Source organism: Altererythrobacter sp. GH1-8, from assembly GCF_043702085.1.
Lineage (GTDB): Bacteria > Pseudomonadota > Alphaproteobacteria > Sphingomonadales > Sphingomonadaceae > Erythrobacter.
Genome location: NZ_CP171690.1, coordinates 762517 through 782072, shown reverse-complemented (window position 1 = coordinate 782072; position 19556 = coordinate 762517). Strand labels below are relative to the sequence as shown.

The following is a 19556-nucleotide window of genomic DNA, read 5'->3' as shown; positions in this document are numbered from 1 at the left end:
GTGTAACATGCGTATCCAACAAGGCCTTCACAGGGCCGGTAAGCGGAACCTCACGGCTCCGCTTTCGGCACTCTGAAAAACAGCCGCTTGATCACCCGCCGCGCCCACAGCAGCAGCCAGATCACCAGCCCCAGCAGCACCAGCGCAATGGCGCCCGCCGCAACCGGATATTCGTAAGCGAGATAGAGCAGGCCGATGGTTGCCACGTCCTCCACGCTGGAAACCGCGACGTTGCTGATCGGCTCTGGACTGGTGTTGACCACCGCCCGCGCGCTGGCCTTGCCGCCATGCGCGAGGAAGCTCGCCCCGCCGCCCAAAAGGAACGCGACCACCTGCATAGCGGGGTCCGACGGGTCGACGATCGCAAGCGCGAGCAACGCGCCGCCGACCGGGCGCACCAGCGTGTGAACCGTGTCCCAGATACTGTCGAGCCACATGACCTTGTCCGCGAAGAACTCCGCCAGCGCGCCCAATGCCGCGATGCCGATCACCCAGGGATTGCCCAGCACAGCAAGGCTCTCAAGATGCTCTGGAAGCGGGAGAATGTCCGCGCGCATCGCGATGCCGGTCGCAAAGATGCACAGGTAGAGCCGCCAGCCTGACAACAGGCTGACGCTGCCTGCGATCCCGATGATTTCCATAATGCCCATAATGGGATCATACCCGCAACTTCCGCGAAGAAAAAGGCGGTGCAGGATTGCTCCCGTACCGCCTCTCAATCCGTAGTCACGGCAGTCAAAGCGCGATTGCGCGTCGGCCGTTTAGGCCGCCCCCGCGGAAGTGGTGCGCGCCAGCGCAGTCACCGCGAGCGCAAATGACTCGTCAAAACACTTCGAATAGTCCGGCTGCGCCCATACCGCCACCAACACACATGGTGACAACAACGTATTTCGCGCCGCGACGCTTGCCTTCGATCAGCGCATGGCCGGTACAGCGCGCGCCTGTCATGCCGTAAGGGTGACCGATCGAAATCGAGCCGCCGTTGACGTTGAGGATGTCGTTATCGATGCCGAGCTTGTCGCGGCAATAGAGCACCTGCACCGCAAAGGCTTCGTTGAGTTCCCACAGGCCGATGTCGTCCATTGTGAGACCGGTCTGCTTCAAGAGCTTCGGAATAGCGAAAACCGGGCCGATGCCCATTTCATCGGGCTCGGTGCCCGCGACCGCCATGCCAACATAGCGGCCGAGCGGCTGAAGGCCCTTTTGCTCGGCCAGCTTCGCTTCCATCAACACGCTGGCGGACGAGCCGTCGGACAGCTGCGAGGCATTGCCCGCAGTAATTACTGCGTCCGGACCCATCACCGGGTTTAGGCTTTGCAGACCTTCGAGCGTAGTGGACGGGCGATTGCCTTCATCCTTGGTGATGGTGACTTCGTGCTGGCTTACTTCCTTCGTTTCCTTGTCCATCACGTTCATGGTGGTGGTCACAGGCACGATCTCATCGTCGAACTTGCCAGCCTCCTGCGCAGCGGCAGTACGCTGCTGCGACTGGAGCGCATACTCATCCTGTGCATCGCGGCTGATGTTGTAGCGCTTGGCAACCGTTTCGGCCGTCTGCAGCATCGGCATGTAGACATCCTTGTGCATTGCGATCAGCGAGCGATCCGGCGCAACGCGCATTTCAGGGGTCTGGACGAGCGAAATCGAATCCTGGCCGCCGCCAACGACCACGTTCATGTTGTCGACAATGATCTGCTTGGCCGCCGTGGCAATCGCCATCAGGCCCGAAGAACACTGGCGATCAATGGTTTGTGCAGCAACCGTCACCGGCGCACCGGCGCGCAGCGCGACCTGGCGACCAATATTGCCCGCTTGTGTGCCTTGGGTGAGGACAGCGCCCCACACCACGTCATCGATCTCGGCCGGATCGATGCCCGCGCGCTCTACCGCCGGTGCGAATGAGAGCGCGCCAAGGGTTGCGCCGGGCGTTGCGTTAAAGCCGCCTTTGTAAGCCCGTCCAATTGGCGTGCGGGCGGTAGAGACGATGACTGCGTCACGTGACATATTGAAATTCCTAGCTTTTCGTCATCCCAGCGAAAGCCGGGATCGGTGTTGGGTTAGTGCTTTCTTGAGGGCGGTCCCAGCTTGAGGAGGGACCACGGCGCGTCTCAGATCAGACGAAGAACTGCGTGATCCACTCACAGATCAGCGCTGGCTTGTCTTCGCCTTCGATCTCGATGGAAATTTCGCAGGTCTGCTGCCACTGACCTGGACGCTTCTCGATCATCTCGAGCAACTTCCAATGCCCGCGAATGCGTTTTCCGACCCGAACAGGAGAAATGAAGCGCGTTTTGTTGCCGCCATAGTTGACCGCCATCTTGATCCCGTCAACGCGCGGCATGTCGCTGTTGGCGCTGAGATAGGGGATCATGGATAGAGTCATGAAACCATGCACGATAGTGCCACCAAACGGCGTCATCTTGGCTTTCTCTTCATCGATATGGATGAACTGATGGTCGCCGGTCGCATCAGCGAACATGTTGACCTTGTCCTGAGTCATTTCGACCCATACGCTGGTGCCGATGACTTCGCCTGTTTTGGCAGCAATTTCTTGGGGGGTCATTGGTGTCTCTCCTCTGCAAGTTTGCGCGCAACATCTATGCTGCAATTGCGAAGCTTCATGGCCTATTGCAGGGTCCAAAGCAATCCATTCACCCTCGCCGCTACGGCATGCTGGCGTTTACGTAAGCGGAAAGGTTGGTTGCGATGCTCGGGCGGGCGCAATTACTGTCCGTTGCGCGACGATTCGCGTCGAAAAGATGGAACGCACAATGGCGTCATGCATAGAGCGTGCATAGCTATGCTTAGGCTGCGTGTAACATTGCTTCGCTTTGACCCATTGCAAAATCGCTTTTGTGTCGCCATGAGGTCTCTCAGCGATGCAAAAAGCGCGCTTGAATGCGCCCGCGACGCTCGCAAACACCTGCCGGCCTAGCCCCCAAACGGCTGTCGCACATGTCGGCACCTGACAGGATGGATTGAGTATATGGGATACCCAGCGCCCACGGGCTTGTATGACCCTCGCAACGAACACGACGCCTGCGGCGTGGGCTTTGTCGCGCATATCAAGGGCGACAAGAGCCATGCGATCGTGGGTCAAGCTCTTCAGATTCTTGAGAATATCGACCATCGCGGCGCCGTGGGCGCAGACCCGCTGCTGGGCGATGGCGCAGGAATTCTGCTCCAGATTCCCGATCCCTTGATCCGCGCCTGGGCGGAAGAGAAAGGCCACGATCTGCCAGCACCTGGCGACTATGCGGTCGCGATGTGCTTCATGCCGCAAGACGAAGCGGCGCGCGCATTTGTGACCGAACAGCTGGAAAAATTCACCGCCAAAGAAGGCCAGCGATTCGTTGGCTGGCGCGATGTCCCGGTCACTCTCGACGGTCTGGGCAAGGCGGTGATCGAATCGATGCCAGTGATGCAGCAGGCCATCATCGCGCGCGGAGACAATTGCGCTGATCAGGACGCGTTCGAACGCAAACTGGTGGTAATCCGCAAGCAAACGCTCAACCCGCTCGCCAAGCTTGCTGAAAAGCATAACCTGCCGGGCCTGACACAGACCTATATTCCGAGCTTTTCCAGCCGCACGATCGTCTATAAGGGCCTGCTGCTCGCCAATCAGGTCGGCTCCTTCTATGACGATTTGCGTGACAAGCGCTGCGTCTCTGCCCTTGGCCTCGTTCACCAGCGCTTCTCGACCAATACTTTCCCGAGCTGGCGTCTTGCCCACCCCTACCGGCTGATCGCGCATAATGGCGAGATCAACACCGTGCGCGGCAACGTCAACTGGATGAACGCTCGCCGCCGCACGATGGAATCGGAGTTGCTCGGGCCGGACCTCGACAAGATGTGGCCGCTGATCCCGCACGGGCAGTCGGACACGGCGTGTCTCGACAATGCGCTCGAATTGCTGCTCGCTGGCGGATACAGCCTCGCGCACGCAATGATGATGCTGATCCCGGAAGCCTGGTCGAAGAACGAGCTGATGGATCCGGCACGTCGCGCGTTCTACGAATATCACGCAGCCTTGATGGAACCATGGGATGGCCCCGCCGCAGTGGCCTTCACCGATGGCCGCCAGATCGGTGCGACGCTCGACCGCAACGGCCTGCGCCCCGCGCGCTTCTGCGTCACAAAGGACGATATCGTGTGCCTCGCTTCGGAAAGCGGCGTCCTGCCGTTTGCGGAAGAGGACATCGTGCGCAAATGGCGCTTGCAGCCGGGCAAGATGCTGCTGATCGATTTCGAGCAGGGCCGCATCATCGAAGACGAGGAACTGAAGAAGGACCTGGCTGAAGCCCATCCTTATGCCGAATGGCTGGAAAAGGCGCAGTATAAGCTCGACGATATCGAACATATCGATCCCGAACTTGCAGAAACGCCTGGCCACGAAACGACTTTGCTTCAACGTCAGCAGGCGTTCGGCTATTCGCAGGAAGACATCGCGCGCTTCCTCGAACCGATGGCGGTGAATGCTGACGATCCGATCGGCTCGATGGGTACGGACACACCGATCGCGGTGCTCTCCAACCGGTCGCGGCTGTTGTACGATTATTTCAAGCAGAACTTTGCGCAGGTGACGAATCCGCCGATCGACCCGATCCGCGAAGAGCTGGTAATGAGCCTGCTTTCGATGATCGGGCCACGTCCCAACCTGCTGGGCCGCGAGGCGGGTACGCACAAGCGCCTGGAAGTGATCCAGCCGATCCTAACCAATGACGATCTGGCGAAGATCCGCTCGGTTGAAACGGCTTTGGACGGCGCATTCCGGACAGAGACGATCGACATCACCTGGAAGGCTGCCAAGGGGGCAAAAGGCATCAAGATGGCCTTGAAGGAAATGTGCTGGGCCGCGACCGAAGCGGTGCTGGGTGATGCCAACATCCTGATCCTGTCTGACCGGAACCAGGGGCCCGACCGCATCGCGATTCCTGCGCTGCTGGCAACGGCTGCCGTGCACCATCACCTGGTGCGCCAGGGCCTGCGGATGCAGACCGGCCTCGTCGTTGAAACGGGCGAAGCGCGCGAAGTACACCACTATTGCGTGCTTGCAGGCTACGGGGCGGAAGGCATCAACCCCTATGTCGCGTTCGAAACGCTGGAGGATGTTCGCGTCAAGAAGCACTCCGATTTGACCAGCGAGCAGGTGCAGAAGAACTATATCAAGGCGGTTGGCAAGGGCATCCGCAAGGTCATGTCCAAGATGGGCATTTCGACCTACCAGTCCTATTGCGGCGCGCAGATCTTCGATGCGGTCGGCCTCAAGACCGACTTCATCGAGAAGTATTTCACCGGGACAGCGACGACCATCGAAGGCATCGGCCTTGAGCAAGTGGCGGAAGAAGCCGTGCGCCGTCACTCACAGGCCTACGGGGACAACCCGCTCTACAAGAACATGCTCGATGTCGGCGGGATCTATCAGTACCGCCTGCGCGGCGAAGAGCATGCATGGACGCCAGAAAACGTCGCGCAGCTGCAGCATGCTGTGCGCGGCGACAAGCCCAAGGATTACGAAGCCTTCGCGCGGTCGATCAACGAGCAGTCCGAGCGGCTGCTGACGATCCGCGGGTTGATGGAATTCAAGCAGGCTGACGAACCCATTCCTTTGGAAGAAGTCGAACCCGCGAGCGAAATCGTCAAGCGCTTCAGCACCGGCGCGATGAGCTTCGGCTCGATCAGCCACGAAGCGCACTCGACCCTCGCGATTGCGATGAACCGTATTGGCGGGCGCTCCAACACCGGCGAAGGCGGCGAGGAACCTTTCCGTTTCAAGCCGATGGACAATGGCGATTCCATGCGCAGCCGGATCAAGCAGGTGGCCTCTGGCCGGTTCGGTGTGACGACGGAATATCTCGTCAATTCGGACGATATCCAGATCAAGATGGCGCAGGGTGCAAAGCCTGGCGAAGGCGGTCAGCTGCCCGGCCACAAGGTTGACAAGCGGATCGGCGCTGTGCGTCACTCGACGCCTGGCGTAGGCCTGATTTCACCGCCGCCGCACCATGACATCTATTCGATCGAGGATCTGGCGCAGCTGATCCACGACTTGAAAAACGTGCAGCCATCGGCGCGCATTTCTGTAAAGCTGGTCTCTGAAGTGGGTGTCGGCACGGTCGCTGCGGGCGTTTCGAAGGCGCGCGCGGATCACGTGACTATCTCGGGCTATGAAGGCGGGACGGGGGCATCGCCGCTGACCTCGCTGACTCACGCCGGAAGCCCGTGGGAAATCGGTCTCGCTGAAACGCAGCAGACCTTGCTGCTCAACGATCTGCGCAGCCGGATCGCGGTGCAGGTCGATGGCGGGCTTCGCACAGGCCGCGATGTCGCGGTTGGCGCGCTGCTTGGCGCGGACGAGTTCGGCTTTGCGACCGCTCCGCTGATTGCGGCAGGCTGCATTATGATGCGCAAGTGTCACTTGAATACGTGCCCGGTTGGCGTTGCGACGCAGGATCCGGTGCTGCGCGCGCGCTTCATGGGCGCACCGGAGCATGTCATCAATTACTTCTTCTTCGTCGCCGAAGAGCTGCGCCAGATCATGGCGGAGATGGGATTCCGCACCGTCGAGGAAATGATCGGCCGGGTCGACCGGCTCGACATGCGCCGCGTCCACCGCCACTGGAAGGCAGACGGGGTGGACCTGTCGCGCCTGCTGACGCAGATCGACCTGCCTGAAGGGGCCTCGCTCCATCACACCGAGACGCAGGATCACGGCCTTGGTGGTGCGCTCGACAATGAGCTTATCGCTGCCTGCAAGGACGCGATTGCAGAGGGCAAGCCGGTTCAGTTGACCCGCGAGATTCGTAATGTGAACCGCACGGTCGGCGCCATGCTGTCAGGCCGGATTGCCGAAGCGCACGGCCATGCCGGCCTCGCGCCTGACACGATCCGGATCAACTTCAGCGGCGTCGCAGGCCAGAGCTTCGGTGCATGGCTCGCACATGGCGTGACGCTCGAGCTGACCGGCGATGCGAACGACTATGTTGGTAAGGGCCTGTCAGGCGGCCGCATCATCGTGCGCCAGCCCGAAGGTGTGACGCGTGACCCGACCGACAACATCATTGTCGGCAACACTGTGCTTTACGGCGCGATCGCAGGCGAGGCTTATTTCTCCGGCGTTGCAGGCGAGCGTTTTGCCGTCCGCAATTCGGGCGCGATCGCGGTCGTTGAAGGGACTGGCGATCACGGCTGCGAATACATGACTGGCGGCGTGGTCGTCGTGCTGGGACAGACAGGCCGAAACTTTGCTGCCGGGATGAGCGGCGGCATCGCCTATGTCTATGATCCCGAAGGCAGATTCAGCCAGCTCGTCAATCACGAGCAGGTCGATCTGGTTCCGATTTCAGCGGAGCCCGATGCTGACGAGGGCACTGGACGACCGAGCCAGCGCCCTTCCAGCGTGGTCGATTTCGGCATGGGCGACATGCTGCGTCACGATGCAGAACGGCTGAAGATCCTGATTGAACGGCACAAGCTGCACACGGGCTCTGCCCGCGCTGCAGAACTGCTCGACAATTGGGACGAAAGCCTCGGAAAATTCATCAAGGTCATGCCGCGCGATTACAAGCGCGCCTTGCAGCAGCTTGAGGCAGAGCGCCTCGAAGCCGAAGCTGTCGCAGCGGAATAAGGGTTAGCAGATATGGGCAAGGAAACAGGCTTCCTCGAACTGGACCGCCGGGATCGCGACTATCTCGATCCCAAGGAGCGACTGGGCAATTACCGCGAATTCGTCATCCAGCCGGATGATGCAACCCTGAAAAGCCAGGCGAGCCGCTGCATGAATTGCGGCATCCCATACTGTCACAACGGCTGCCCGGTGAACAACATCATCCCGGACTGGAACCACCTGGTCTATGAAGGCGACTGGAAAAACGCGCTCGACGTACTCCATTCAACCAATAATTTCCCTGAGTTCACCGGCCGCATTTGCCCCGCTCCGTGCGAGGCAAGCTGCACGCTCAACATCATCGACCAGCCGGTCACCATCAAGTCGATCGAATGCGCGATCGTCGATCGCGGCTGGAAAGAAGGCTGGATTGAACCACAGGTTCCGGCAAAGCCGACCGGCAAGTCGGTCGCGGTGGTCGGGTCTGGTCCGGCTGGTCTCGCCTGCGCGCAGCAACTCGCCCGCGCCGGCCATGCGGTGACGGTGTTCGAGAAGAGCGACCGGATCGGCGGCTTGCTGCGCTACGGCATTCCCGACTTCAAAATGGAAAAGCACCTTATCAACCGCCGCGCACAGCAGATGGAAGCCGAAGGCGTGACCTTCAAAACGTCGAAGGAAGTGGGCGTTGATGTTTCCTTCAAGTCGCTCAACGAGAACTTCGATGCGATCGTGCTCGCTGGCGGCGCGGAAGATGCCCGCCAGCTGACCATACCAGGCGCGGAAATGCCGGGCGTGCGGCTCGCGATGGAATTCCTGACGCAGCAGAACAAGCGCAATGCCGGTGATGATGAACTGCGCGCTGCGCCGCGCGGCTCGCTGACTGCAACGGGCAAGAAGGTTGTGGTGATCGGCGGCGGCGATACCGGTTCGGACTGTGTTGGCACATCAAACCGTCAGGGCGCGGAGAGCGTTGTGCAACTGGAAATCATGCCCAAGCCGCCAGAGAAGGAGGACAAGGCGCTGACCTGGCCCGACTGGCCGCTCAAGCTGCGCACCTCTTCCAGCCATCAGGAAGGCGTGGAGCGCGACTGGGCTGTGCTGACCAAGCGTGTGGTCGGTGATGGCGAAAAGGTGACTGGCCTCGAATGCGTTCGCGTCGAATGGAAAGACGGCCAGATGCAGGAGATCGAAGGCTCCGAATTCACTATCGAGGCCGACCTCATCCTGCTCGCGATGGGCTTTGTCGGCCCCAAGAAAGCCGGGATGCTGGCTCAGGCTGAAGTGGAGCTGACCGATCGCGGCAATGTTGCCGCAGACACGGACAGCTATGCGACCAGTGTCGACAAGGTGTTTGCTTGCGGTGACATGCGGCGCGGCCAGAGCCTGGTTGTGTGGGCGATCCGCGAAGGACGCCAGTGCGCACGCAGCGTCGATGAAGCCTTGATGGGGGTGAGCGAACTGCCGCGTTAGAAAGCCGGTCTGTCGATGAAGTGTGATGTAAACACGCCTTGGCAGCGCCCCTCTCTATTCCCGCGAGTAAGCGCCGCTTAACCAGCAGGCTTCAGTTAAGCGTCGGACACCAATCACATGCTCAACCGGATCACTTCGCGCATTCAGGCACTCAGGCTGAGTCCGACTTGTCGACAAGTTCGGCGCGAGCGACTGACCTATCTGAACGAGCAAAAATGCCTTCGGCTTGAGCGTGCGATAAAGCGTGTTGATCGGCTCGGTGTTCGTGGAGACTTCTGCGAATTCGGCGTTGCTCTTGGTGGTTCAGGCATTGTGCTTGCAAAATTCGCGCAGGCGCAAGGACGTGCATTCCACGGGTTCGATGTCTTCGAGATGATCCCTCCGCCCACTTCGGAGAAGGACGGGGAGGACGCCAGACAGCGATATAAGGTAATTCGCGAAGGCAAGTCGGCCGGCATTGGAGGCGACACCTACTATGGTTACGTCGATGATCTGATTTCCAATGTGCGCGTCTCATTTGATCGGCACGGCGTACCCGTAGATGGCGAAGCCATATGCTTGCACAAAGGTTTGTTCCAGGACACCTGGCCCATCGAAACGGTGGACAGCGTGGCGCTCGCCCACATTGATTGCGATTGGTACGATCCGGTGCGGTATTGCCTGGATCAGACAGCGGACAAGATGGCGCCCGGTGCAATGTTCCTGATTGACGATTACAATGACTACGGAGGAGCACGGGTAGCGGTAGACGAGTTTGTATCAGAGCGATCTGACTTCGTTCTGGAGCCCGGCCGTAATCCTTACGTTGTAAAGATCTAGAATCAGGCCCCTAGAACAGGCTCACGCTGCGCAGCATGGCAGCGAAGCGACCGCGCGGACGTTCAGGTGTGGCCTCGCCCGCAGAAACTGCATCATTCGCGACCCGCTGACTATCGAGCTTGACACGCAGCGCATCGGAAATCTCACGGTCGTCAAGTGCCACGGCTTTGGCGAATGCACGCGCGAAACCGAAGGTATGGACCCGGCTTGGCAGCCGATGGAACGCCTCGCTCTCCAGAGCCATAAGATAGTGACAGGAAACCTTCGTGCGTTCAGCAACATCGGCCACGCTCAACCCTGCGTTGCGCCTCGCCATCGCAAGACGCTCGCCAATATGGTCGAAAGCTAAACCGGTCGTATGCTCCATACCCGTGTCCCCGTGGATATTTTGAACCCAAGCGCAGTGAAACGTGATCAGGACCCCTCCCAACGAATCATTACGTAAAAAGGATTTACCAAAACTTATCCACAAGGTCGAATCATGTGTCGTTTCCATACAAGTTTGATCGCGAGCAACGGGCAGACTGTCGAAAAGCAGGGGGGAACTCGCCAAATCAGCCTGCGCAGCCAATATGGGTCGTGACGCTAAGATCGTGCTGCAAGCGTTTCTACGCAAGCGCCTCGCGGCACCTCACACACCAACCCCATTCGCCAGGATCGAGCCGTGCCAGCGCGGCTGCCACGCACGATTCCCATAAGGCATACCGACGGTCCTGTGCTTGCGCCATCGCTCGGTGTTGCACGGCATATGTGCGGGAAGGACGAACGACATTGACCTGTTTCAGCGCAACTGCAGCGCGCGAATCCGCGTTCGCCGTTTCATCCGCCGCGAGCGCTTCGCATCGGGCCAAGAGAACCTTGCGAGCTTCGTCTGGTGTCATTGCGACCAATCGATCACGCCCCGCCCATGGCGTTCAAGAAAGGCGTTGGTCTGGCTGAAGGGGCGTGTGCCAAAAAAGCCGCTATGGGCGGACAGCGGGCTCGGATGCGCGCTTGTGAGTACCAGATGATGCTCGCCTGCGCCCAGCCCCTTCACTCGGCTCGCTTTCTTGCGCGCATGGCTGCCCCACAGGATGAACACTGTTGGATCCCCGCGATCAACCACGGCCTGGACGACCGCATCTGTGATCGCGTCCCAACCGCGCCCGGCATGGCTGCCGGCCTGACCCGCTTCAACCGTCAGCGTGTTGTTCAGGAGCAGGACGCCCTGGCGCGCCCAGCCCGAGAGATCACCATCAGCACGGCGCGGGATACCGCAATCACTTTCCAGTTCCTTGTAGATATTGGCCAGAGAGGGCGGCACTTTCACACCGCCCGCCACGGAGAAGCACAGGCCGTGGGCCTGGCCCGGTCCGTGATAGGGATCTTGCCCGAGGATCACGACCCGAACCTGATCGAGCGGCGTCATCTGCAAGGCTGCGAGTCGCTGTCCCCGTGGCGGGTAGATCATTTTTCCCGCTTCCTCCTCCGTACGCAGCCATCCACCCAGTCTGCGCGCATCCGGGCTCGCCAGCACCGGTTCCAGCGCGGGCCTCCAGCTTTCGGGAATGGTTTCAGACGCCATGGCGGCAGAATAGAGCCGAGCTGCGGCAACAGCCACCACCCCTTTCCCTCTTTCCCCAATGCGCCTAATGGACGGGCACGATGACAGTATATTTTCACGAAGAAGACTTGCCGGCAGGCGTTCTTGAAGGCGACGCCCCGCTCGCGATCGACACCGAAACCATGGGGCTGATCACGCATCGCGACCGGCTATGCGTTGTCCAGATAAGCGATGGCAGCGGGGATGAGCACCTGGTGCGGTTCGGGCCGGACAGCGATTATGCTGCCCCCAACCTTAAGGCACTGCTCGCCGACAGCGGCCGGTTGAAGCTCTACCATTATGCGCGCTTTGATCTTGCCGCGATCGAATATTATCTCGGGGTGATGGCAGCGCCAGTCTTCTGCACGAAGATCGCGAGCAAGCTGGTGCGCACCTATACCGACCGGCATGGCCTCAAGAACCTCGTCGAGGAACTGCTCGGCGAAAACATGTCGAAGGTCCAGCAGTCAAGCGACTGGGGCGGACCGGAGTTGAACGATGCGCAGCGCGAATACGCTGCCAGCGACGTTCGCTACCTCCACCGCATGCGCGAGGAACTGACGAAGCGGCTTGAGCGGGAAGGGCGCATGGACATGGCGCAGGCCTGTTTCGACTTCCTCCCCACTCGCGCGCGGCTCGACATAGCCGGATGGAGCGAGCACGATATCTTCAGCCATTCATGATGGCGTGAAGCAGAGCCGGTTATAGAGCAGGGCATGAGCAATCATCATCGAATCGAAACCAGCGAAGCAAAGGAACTGCGCAGCCAGCGTCAGCACTTCGCTGCGCCTGGGGGTTCGCATGACAAACTGGTCCGCTTCCTTGGCAAGGCTTTGCCGGTCGGGGTCGGGATCCTCGCCGCCTTCATGGTCATCACACCGCTTAGCCCGCGCGGTGAAGTCAGTTTCCTGCTTGATCGCAACAAGGTCGCGATGATCGACGAGCGCCTGTCGGTCGATAACGCGATGTATCGCGGGCAGGACAACAAGGGCCGCCCTTTCGCTTTGACCGCCGGAGAAGCCGTGCAGCGATCGAGCGCCGAAGGGATTGTGCGCATGAAGGATCTCGTTGCGCGTCTCACTTTGCAAGATGGCCCTGCCAGTCTGACCGCGGATGCGGGCGTCTATGATATCGATGCTGAGCGGGTCGATGTGATCGGCCCTGTACGACTGGTCGCGGCAGATGGATATTCGATGACCGCGCGCGGCGTATCGGTCGATCTGGAAGCGCGGCTGATGCAAGGCACTGAAGGCGTCGAAGGCGTCGTGCCAGCCGGCAGTTTCTCGGCCCGGCAAATCCGCACTGATATCGATGCCCGCACAGTAACACTGACAGGCGATGCCCGTCTGACTATGGTGCCCGGCAAACTGCAGATGCCTTAGGAGTGATGTCCCCAATGACACAGACCGCAGCTCTATTGCCAACACGCAGGCGTTCCGCTCAGCTGATGCTAGCCGGTTTTGCTGCGACTGCATTGCTGTTTGCAGGAATTGAGCTCCAGGCGCAGGCCATTGCGGGTCATGACTCCTCTGCGCCTGTGTCCTATTCGGCGGACCGGATCGAGTTGCAGGACCGCCAGAACCGCGTGGTGCTCTCAGGCGATGTGCGGATCGAGCAGGCTGGGCTGACGGTTCTGTCTGCGCGGACCCTCGTCAATTATTCCGATGCGGGCGAGCTGAGCATTGAGCGCATCACTGCGGTAGGCGGTGTGACGGTGACGCGCGGAAACGAAACGGCGCGCGGCGACACCGCGATTTACGATTTCAACCGGCGCATTATCACCATGGCCGGTAATGTTCGAATCAATCGCGGCGGCGATACGCTCAATGGCGGGCGGTTGGTGATCGATCTTGCCAGCGGTGTCTCGAGCGTGGATGGCCGCGCCGCAGGTTCTTCGCCCGTTGCCGGCAGCGAGAGCTCGGGCGGGCGTGTCAGCGGGCGCTTCTCGGTGCCGCAGAATACCGATGGGAACTGATTTCTGAGAGGATCAGTACGCGTTCTTGTGCGTCAGAACCCTGAGTGTCTGGAGCACAATCCCGACGTCACGCGGCAATGACCAGTGATTGAGATACTCAAGGTCTGCCTGCAGCCGGTCAGTCAGGTCCTTTTCCTCTTCGGTGCTGCCGCGATGGCCGCGCACTTGCGCCAGGCCAGTGAGGCCAGGCTTGAGGGCATGGCGCTTCCAGTAGCGGCCATCGACTTCCCAGAACAGCTTGTTGTTTGCCCGGCTGCCCAGCGCGTGCGGACGCGGGCCGACGATCGACATCTCGCCGCGCAGGACATTCACCAACTGCGGCAATTCATCGAGGCTGGTTGAACGAAGCCAGCGTCCAATCCGCGTCACCCGATCATCTTCACGAGCCGTCGACGCCTTGCCATCATGGTCGAGCGCTGCTTCACGCATCGTGCGGAATTTGAGCATGTTGAAGAACGTGTTGCCGCGGCCCAGCCGCCGCTGGACAAACAGGACCTTACCCCCATCTTCCAGCTTTATCAGCAAAGCGATCACCGCCAACAACGGTGCAAGCACCAGCAAGGCTCCACCGGCGACCGCCAGATCAAAGCAACGCTTCATGATCCGCGCGCGCATCCCTAACGGGCCTGTCGAAACCACCAGGGTGGTTCGGTCCTGCTCGTCATAGAGCATCACGCCCAGCGCACCGAGCCGGTGTGCGGGTTCGCTCACCAATTCGCCATGGATCCCTGTGGATTTGAGCAAGAAAGCCCAGTCCTCGCGCTTCTCATAGGGGCACGACACGACGACCTTGTCCTGGTTGCGCATGACCTTGCCAAGACGGTCTCGCATGAATGGATCATGCCGCTCTGACGAAAGCCCCGCCTCTCGGGTAGAAATTGTCTGCGCGCCTGGTAGCCAGAAAGACGGGCCGCCATCGTCAATGATCAGTTCGTTGCGAACCTTGCCGCCCCAAAAACGCTTCAGGAACAAGGCCAGCGCCTTGCGCGCTGCAATGATCATCACGCCGCTCAAAGCAAGTCCGAGCGTGAAGGTGACCCGCGAAAAATTGGCATTCGTCTTCAGATAGAAGGCCACGAAGTTGAGCAGGACCGCGCCAATCACAAGCGCTACCAACGCCTGACGTACGCCAAAGCGCCACTGTTCCAGTGCGCGCGTGGAATAGGCGGCATTGTAGAATGCAATCGTGTAGTACATCGGCAAGAGAAGCTGCGCCTGCATCATTGCCCGCGCTTCCCACCACCGGCCTGTATACGCGAAGCCGGCGAGAGCAAACCCAAGCATGATCAGTCCCAGGTCAATCACGAGCATCGCGATATACGCGCGCAAGCGCCGCCGCTCGAGCGACGGTGCTGTCCTGATTTCCGCGTGACTTTTCGCGACCTCAGGGAGAAGATGCGAGAATGGCTTGTTCATGATTTTGAGCCGCCAATCCCTTCTGCGTCAACTATCCCCTCATAACAAGCGCCTGCGAGTGATTATTTACGAGCGCTTAGCGGCATACCGGGTAATTTCCACGAGTTCCTGAGCCAAGAGTGTCTCAGCAAACTGGCTATTGGCAAGCAATTCCCGGTGAATGTTCGTTAACCGCTGAACCAATCGGTCAAGCTTGGCTCTCGGCCAATGCTTCAATTGCTGGCGAATATCGCGCTCATCACGCCAGAATATTCCCAATCTTGCCTGCTGCCCGCGATCAAGCCGGTCGAGTGAACCTCCCGGCCCAAGCGCCGCAACAATCCTGATGAGCTGAACCGCCCGCCGCTCAACTGCCAAAAGGAGCCCGACGGGATTGATCCGCAGCTCGCGCATCCGGGTAAGCTCGCTATCGAGGCGCGTGATATCTCCGCTGAGCACAGCGTTTACCAATGGCATGAAACCGTCTTCTTCCGTTGTCGCGGCAATCGCATCAAGATCAGTTGCTGCGACCTGTTTCGGGGATTGCGGCGAAGCATCCAGATACAGGGCCAGCTTATCGACTTCCGACTGAGCGAGACGCACGTCGAGACCCGCACCGCGAGCAATCCGCTCCGCCAAATGACCGGGCAGATTGAGCCCCGCGATATCACCCATGCCGCGCACGCTCGCAGACACGCTCGCGATATCAGGCGGATAGAACATCGCGACGCAGGCATCCTTGCGCTTCTCGAGCAGCTTGGCGGTGCGCGACTTGTCAGTCGCAGATGTCGCCACGATCAGCACGGGACAGGCCTCCCCGGCATCCGCTTCGCCGGTTTCGATCAGTGTCTGGACTGCGTCATGCGCCTCGTCGCCGTTCGCGCGCACCAGCAGGTGGCGCTTGTCTCCGAACAGGGAGCTTGAGCGCGCTTCATCGCCAAGCAAGGCAGGGTCTGCGCGCAAGGCGGAGCCGGAAAGCTCCACCCTCTCTCCGGCATCGGGGAGCAAGTCCACGATCTTGGCGGCAGCAGCGGACGCCCCGGCTTCATCAGGACCGCAAAAGAAGAAAATGCCACATGCCTTGGCCGCATTGGGGGCCTGACTGGCGAAGTTCTTCTGCGTCAGCTTCATTGCGCAGCCATCATTCGGCTTGGGCTGCTTCCCGCAGAGCCAGCGACACTTGCGTCACAATCCGGTCAGCGACCTCTTCAGCGAGGTTTTCCAGGGCAGTCTGCTCTGCTGCGATGGTCGCATATTCGCTGGAAACCACATCGATCCCTGCGTCAGCACCAGAAGTCGCATCCAGCATGATTTCACCGGTCGTGGTATCGATCAATTGGTATCGCGCACGCAGAATGCGCCGCTCACGGCTGATCGTGTCGTCATTGAGTATGCCGAGTGCTTCAAGGGACTCGTCGAGCCGCACGTCCAGCCGATACCGTGTGCTGGCATCACCTGCGGCCCCAAGCCGCTCTTGCAGCGCATTGCGCATGAGCCAACCTGACCGGCCCGGCACAGGCGGCACTTCTACCGCAGCAAGACCCTGTGCGACCGCTGCATTGCTTCCGCCAGCATACATTGGCTGAAGGCCGCAAGCGGCCAGAGCGAGAGACAACGGGACAAGAACGAGTGGTTTCAGCATCAGGTGACAATATTGACGAGCCGGTCAGGCACGACAATGATTTTTCGAACCTCTGCTCCGCCGATCGAGCGCTGGACCTTCTCGCTCGCCAATGCGAGCGCTTCGAGATCCTCCTTAGAGGCTCCCTTCGGCGCTGTCAGAGTATCGCGCAGCTTGCCCATGTGCTGGACCGCGATGGTGACCTCGTCCTCAACCAGCATCGCCGGATCGTGGGTTGGCCACGGGGCATCGGCGATCAGCGTAGTGTTGCCCATCTTAACCCAGGCCTCCTCGGCGAGGTGCGGCATCATCGGGCTGACCATGTGCAGGATTGCATTGATCGCAAAGTTGCGGCCCTCGCTGGGCTGCGCTTTCTCCGCTGCTCCGGTCAGTTCGTAGAGGCGCGCGACCGCCTTGTTGAAGCTGAGCGCCTCGATATCGCCGGCGACGGCAACGATGGTCTGGTGCGCCTTGCGAGCGAGTGGCTTGTCTTCGCCGGTTGCGCTTGGATCATAGGCGTCGAACAGCCGCCACAGCCTCTGGACAAAGCGCCAGCAGCCTTCGATCCCTGCTTCGGACCACGGCAAATCGCGTTCGGGCGGGCTGTCGGACAGCATGAACCAGCGCACCGAATCCGCACCGTAATTGGCGATGATGTTGTCGGGATCAACCACGTTCTTCTTCGACTTCGACATCTTGATGACGCGTCCGATTTCAACCGGCTCGCCGTCGGACTTGAGCGTCGCAGCTTCGCCGGTGCGATGGACTTCTGCCGGAGTGAAATAAACCGCACGGCCGTCTTGAAGGCGGCTATAGGTTTCATGCGTCACCATTCCTTGCGTGAACAGCGAGGCAAACGGTTCGGCAAAATCCAGTTTGCCAACATGCTGCAACGCGCGAGTCCAGAACCGTGCATAGAGCAGGTGCAGGATCGCATGCTCGATCCCGCCGATATACTGGTCAACCGGCAGCCACTTGGCGACTTCCTCTGCGTCGAACGGCTTGTTAGCTGGCTGGCTGGCGAAGCGGAGGAAATACCAGCTGGAATTGATGAACGTGTCGAGCGTGTCCGTCTCCCGCGTCGCATCTGCGCCACATTGAGGGCAAGCGACGCGCTTCCAGGTGGGATGACGCTCCAACGGATTGCCGGGAGTCGAAAAGTCGACATCCTCCGGCAAGGTCACCGGCAACTGGTCCTTTGGCACCGGAACGACACCGCAAGCATCGCAGTGGATGAACGGGATTGGCGTTCCCCAATAGCGCTGGCGGCTCGCGCCCCAGTCACGCAGGCGCCAGACGGTCGTCCCCTTGCCCCAGCCGCCTTTTTCCGCGCGACGGATCACTTCTGCCTTGGCATCCTCGACACTCATTCCGTCAAGAAAGTCAGAGTTCACGATAACGCCGTCTCCCGGCTCAGCTTCGCCGTCGAACGGCTTGCCCGCATCTGCGGCTGAGGAGGCGACCACACGTGGGATAGGCAGGCAATATTTCGTCGCGAATTCGAAGTCGCGCTGGTCATGGCCGGGTACAGCCATGATGGCGCCGGTGCCGTAGTCCATCAGCACGAAATTCGCGATGTAGACCGGCAGATCAGCACCGGTAAACGGGTGCTTGGCGGTAAGCCCAGTGTCAAAGCCGAGCTTTTCGGCAGTCTCCAGCTCAGCCGCCGTGGTGCCGCCCTTCTTGCACAGCGCGATGAAGCTCTGCGCGTCTGCATTGCCTGAGGCGACAGCCTGCGCGACCGAGTGATCAGCCGCGACCGCGACAAAGCTCGCGCCAAAAATCGTGTCGGGCCGTGTGGTGTAGACCGGCAGGAAGTCACCATTCGACAACTGGAAAGAGAATTCCAGCCCCTGAGACTTGCCGATCCAGTTCTCCTGCATCAGCTTGACCTTGTCCGGCCAGTCTTCAAGCGTGTCGAGACCTTTCAGCAAGTCTTCAGCAAAGTGCGTGATCTTGAGGAACCACTGGTTCAGCTTGCGCTTTTCAACCGGCGCGCCCGAACGCCAGCCGCAGCCGTCGATGACCTGCTCATTTGCAAGCACCGTCATGTCGACCGGGTCCCAATTTACTTCGCTTTCCTTGCGATAGACGAGCCCCGCTTCGAACAGGTCGATGAACAGCGCTTGTTCGTGGCCGTAATATTCAGGATCACAGGTCGCGAATTCGCGCGTCCAGTCGAGCGCGAAGCCAAGCCGCTTCAACTGCGACTTCATCGTTTCAATGTTCTGGTGCGTCCAGCCGCCCGGATGGACACCCTTTTCCATCGCGGCGTTTTCTGCGGGCATGCCGAAAGCGTCCCATCCCATTGGATGGAGGACTTCATGCCCCGTCATCTTCTTGTAGCGCGCAAGCACATCGCCCATCGTGTAGTTGCGCACATGGCCCATATGGATGCGCCCCGAAGGATAGGGGAACATCTCGAGGATGTAACTCTTGGGCTTTGACGAATTGCTATCAGCGGCAAAAGTCCCGGCATCATCCCAGGCACGCTGCCAGCGCCCGTCAGCGCTGGACGGATCGAAACGCGTATCAGTCATGAGAACCCCGTTAGGGAGAATTGGCTTAGCTGGCTACGGCTTTGCGGCGCAAATCGCGCGCCTTTGTAAGGATGATGTCTTCAAGCTTTTGCACGGTTGCGGCCTGGACCGGCGCATCAACCCAGCCACCCCCCTGAGCGACCTGGCGGCTTGCCGCGACACGCAGTGCGTCTGCACGCAGATCCTGATCGAGGATCGTTACAGTGACCTTGACCCGCTCATTGGGATTGCCTGGATTGGCGTACCAATCGGTCACGATCACCCCACCAGCACTGTCAGCCTGGAGCAGCGGAGCAAATGCAACGGTATCAAGTGCCGCGCGCCAAAGATAGGAGTTGACCCCGATCGTGTTGACCTGAGAAGCGGCCAAGTCAGCCCGCGGTCGATCCTTTCCGCCACATGCCGCCAACCCGAGGCAGGCGACCCCCACAATAACGGTACGAAAAAAACGACTCGTGGAATTGATCTTGGCGCTCATGGCGAAACTCTGGTCCTTGCTTGTATAGCCGTATTGCACATCGGGCCTCTTACACTGGTCGCTCTATACC

17 protein-coding genes are annotated in these 19556 nt (G+C 60.1%); 6 read left to right on the top strand and 11 right to left on the bottom strand.

What is annotated here, in order from left to right; all coding sequences use genetic code 11:
* Window positions 1-50 precede the first annotated feature (50 nt).
* From ACG9DO_RS03860 to ACG9DO_RS03850, 3 genes are all read right to left on the bottom strand, one after another.
* Window positions 51-650 (bottom strand): DUF4126 domain-containing protein, encoded by a 600-nt coding sequence (locus ACG9DO_RS03860; protein WP_394730409.1) that lies wholly within the window; start codon window positions 648-650, stop codon window positions 51-53.
* A 172-nt stretch (window positions 651-822) separates the two neighbouring features.
* Entirely contained in the window at window positions 823-2004 is a 1182-nt protein-coding gene (locus ACG9DO_RS03855) for an acetyl-CoA C-acyltransferase (protein ID WP_394730408.1), read from the bottom strand.
* Between the two features lie 109 nt (window positions 2005-2113).
* On the bottom strand, window positions 2114-2563 hold the full coding sequence (locus ACG9DO_RS03850) for a MaoC family dehydratase (protein ID WP_394730407.1): 450 nt from the start codon (window positions 2561-2563) through the stop codon (window positions 2114-2116).
* A gap of 423 nt (window positions 2564-2986) precedes the next feature.
* On the opposite strand from ACG9DO_RS03850, the gene gltB reads away from it, so the two are divergent.
* From gltB to ACG9DO_RS03835, 3 genes are all read left to right on the top strand, one after another.
* Window positions 2987-7627: a glutamate synthase large subunit gene (gene gltB, locus ACG9DO_RS03845; protein WP_394730406.1), complete on the top strand. Its 4641-nt coding sequence runs from the start codon at window positions 2987-2989 to the stop codon at window positions 7625-7627.
* Window positions 7628-7639: 12 nt separating this feature from the next.
* A complete protein-coding gene (locus ACG9DO_RS03840; protein WP_394730405.1) occupies window positions 7640-9076 on the top strand; it encodes a glutamate synthase subunit beta in 1437 nt (478 codons plus the stop codon).
* A gap of 117 nt (window positions 9077-9193) precedes the next feature.
* Entirely contained in the window at window positions 9194-9895 is a 702-nt protein-coding gene (locus tag ACG9DO_RS03835; RefSeq protein ID WP_394730404.1) for a TylF/MycF/NovP-related O-methyltransferase, read from the top strand.
* A 10-nt stretch (window positions 9896-9905) separates the two neighbouring features.
* Here ACG9DO_RS03835 and ACG9DO_RS03830 read toward each other — a convergent pair whose 3' ends face one another.
* From ACG9DO_RS03830 to ung, 3 genes are all read right to left on the bottom strand, one after another.
* Window positions 9906-10262 carry a helix-turn-helix domain-containing protein gene (locus ACG9DO_RS03830; RefSeq protein ID WP_394730403.1) on the bottom strand — a complete coding sequence of 119 codons (357 nt, stop codon included), beginning with the start codon at window positions 10260-10262 and terminating at the stop codon, window positions 9906-9908.
* Between the two features lie 241 nt (window positions 10263-10503).
* Window positions 10504-10776: a TraR/DksA family transcriptional regulator gene (locus ACG9DO_RS03825; protein ID WP_394730402.1), complete on the bottom strand. Its 273-nt coding sequence runs from the start codon at window positions 10774-10776 to the stop codon at window positions 10504-10506.
* Window positions 10773-11459, bottom strand: a complete 687-nt coding sequence (gene ung, locus ACG9DO_RS03820; protein ID WP_394731188.1) for a uracil-DNA glycosylase — start codon at window positions 11457-11459, stop codon at window positions 10773-10775. The genes ACG9DO_RS03825 and ung overlap by 4 nt, the downstream gene beginning before the upstream one ends.
* 80 nt (window positions 11460-11539) lie before the next feature.
* On the opposite strand from ung, the gene ACG9DO_RS03815 reads away from it, so the two are divergent.
* The 3 genes from ACG9DO_RS03815 to ACG9DO_RS03805 are packed head-to-tail and all read left to right on the top strand — an operon-like array spanning window position 11540 to window position 13452.
* Window positions 11540-12160, top strand: a complete 621-nt coding sequence (locus ACG9DO_RS03815; protein ID WP_394730401.1) for a ribonuclease D — start codon at window positions 11540-11542, stop codon at window positions 12158-12160.
* A 33-nt stretch (window positions 12161-12193) separates the two neighbouring features.
* The gene (gene lptC / locus ACG9DO_RS03810) at window positions 12194-12859 is read left to right on the top strand and encodes an LPS export ABC transporter periplasmic protein LptC (RefSeq protein WP_394730400.1); all 666 of its coding nucleotides are present in this window, start codon (window positions 12194-12196) and stop codon (window positions 12857-12859) included.
* 14 nt (window positions 12860-12873) lie between these two features.
* Window positions 12874-13452: an LptA/OstA family protein gene (locus ACG9DO_RS03805; RefSeq protein WP_394730399.1), complete on the top strand. Its 579-nt coding sequence runs from the start codon at window positions 12874-12876 to the stop codon at window positions 13450-13452.
* Window positions 13453-13464: 12 nt separating this feature from the next.
* Here ACG9DO_RS03805 and ACG9DO_RS03800 read toward each other — a convergent pair whose 3' ends face one another.
* The 5 genes from ACG9DO_RS03800 to ACG9DO_RS03780 all read right to left on the bottom strand — a co-directional run bounded on the left by ACG9DO_RS03800 (window position 13465) and on the right by ACG9DO_RS03780 (window position 19486).
* Complete coding sequence (locus tag ACG9DO_RS03800) at window positions 13465-14868, bottom strand: sugar transferase (protein ID WP_394730398.1); 1404 nt, start codon at window positions 14866-14868, stop codon at window positions 13465-13467.
* A 66-nt stretch (window positions 14869-14934) separates the two neighbouring features.
* On the bottom strand, window positions 14935-15978 hold the full coding sequence (gene holA, locus ACG9DO_RS03795) for a DNA polymerase III subunit delta (protein WP_394730397.1): 1044 nt from the start codon (window positions 15976-15978) through the stop codon (window positions 14935-14937).
* A 10-nt stretch (window positions 15979-15988) separates the two neighbouring features.
* The gene (gene lptE / locus ACG9DO_RS03790) at window positions 15989-16489 is read right to left on the bottom strand and encodes an LPS assembly lipoprotein LptE (protein ID WP_394730396.1); all 501 of its coding nucleotides are present in this window, start codon (window positions 16487-16489) and stop codon (window positions 15989-15991) included.
* Entirely contained in the window at window positions 16489-19008 is a 2520-nt protein-coding gene (gene leuS / locus ACG9DO_RS03785) for a leucine--tRNA ligase (protein WP_394730395.1), read from the bottom strand. Before leuS ends, lptE begins: the two co-directional genes overlap by 1 nt.
* Window positions 19009-19033: 25 nt before the next feature.
* Complete coding sequence (locus ACG9DO_RS03780) at window positions 19034-19486, bottom strand: DUF3576 domain-containing protein (protein WP_394730394.1); 453 nt, start codon at window positions 19484-19486, stop codon at window positions 19034-19036.
* Between the last annotated feature and the right edge of the window lie 70 nt (window positions 19487-19556).

Excerpts from the sequence above, each read along its gene's own strand:
- ACG9DO_RS03830 (WP_394730403.1), bottom strand. The coding sequence starts at position 10,262 with ATGGAGCATACGACCGGTTTAGCTTTCGACCATATTGGCGAGCGTCTT.
- gltB (WP_394730406.1), top strand. The coding sequence starts at position 2,987 with ATGGGATACCCAGCGCCCACGGGCTTGTATGACCCTCGCAACGAACAC.
- ACG9DO_RS03860 (WP_394730409.1), bottom strand. The coding sequence starts at position 650 with ATGGGCATTATGGAAATCATCGGGATCGCAGGCAGCGTCAGCCTGTTG.
- lptE (WP_394730396.1), bottom strand. The coding sequence starts at position 16,489 with ATGCTGAAACCACTCGTTCTTGTCCCGTTGTCTCTCGCTCTGGCCGCT.
- ung (WP_394731188.1), bottom strand. The coding sequence starts at position 11,459 with ATGGCGTCTGAAACCATTCCCGAAAGCTGGAGGCCCGCGCTGGAACCG.
- lptC (WP_394730400.1), top strand. The coding sequence starts at position 12,194 with ATGAGCAATCATCATCGAATCGAAACCAGCGAAGCAAAGGAACTGCGC.
- leuS (WP_394730395.1), bottom strand. The coding sequence starts at position 19,008 with ATGACTGATACGCGTTTCGATCCGTCCAGCGCTGACGGGCGCTGGCAG.
- ACG9DO_RS03850 (WP_394730407.1), bottom strand. The coding sequence starts at position 2,563 with ATGACCCCCCAAGAAATTGCTGCCAAAACAGGCGAAGTCATCGGCACC.
- ACG9DO_RS03805 (WP_394730399.1), top strand. The coding sequence starts at position 12,874 with ATGACACAGACCGCAGCTCTATTGCCAACACGCAGGCGTTCCGCTCAG.
- ACG9DO_RS03800 (WP_394730398.1), bottom strand. The coding sequence starts at position 14,868 with ATGAACAAGCCATTCTCGCATCTTCTCCCTGAGGTCGCGAAAAGTCAC.
- ACG9DO_RS03855 (WP_394730408.1), bottom strand. The coding sequence starts at position 2,004 with ATGTCACGTGACGCAGTCATCGTCTCTACCGCCCGCACGCCAATTGGA.
- holA (WP_394730397.1), bottom strand. The coding sequence starts at position 15,978 with ATGAAGCTGACGCAGAAGAACTTCGCCAGTCAGGCCCCCAATGCGGCC.
- ACG9DO_RS03840 (WP_394730405.1), top strand. The coding sequence starts at position 7,640 with ATGGGCAAGGAAACAGGCTTCCTCGAACTGGACCGCCGGGATCGCGAC.
- ACG9DO_RS03835 (WP_394730404.1), top strand. The coding sequence starts at position 9,194 with ATGCTCAACCGGATCACTTCGCGCATTCAGGCACTCAGGCTGAGTCCG.
- ACG9DO_RS03780 (WP_394730394.1), bottom strand. The coding sequence starts at position 19,486 with ATGAGCGCCAAGATCAATTCCACGAGTCGTTTTTTTCGTACCGTTATT.
- ACG9DO_RS03825 (WP_394730402.1), bottom strand. The coding sequence starts at position 10,776 with ATGACACCAGACGAAGCTCGCAAGGTTCTCTTGGCCCGATGCGAAGCG.
- ACG9DO_RS03815 (WP_394730401.1), top strand. The coding sequence starts at position 11,540 with ATGACAGTATATTTTCACGAAGAAGACTTGCCGGCAGGCGTTCTTGAA.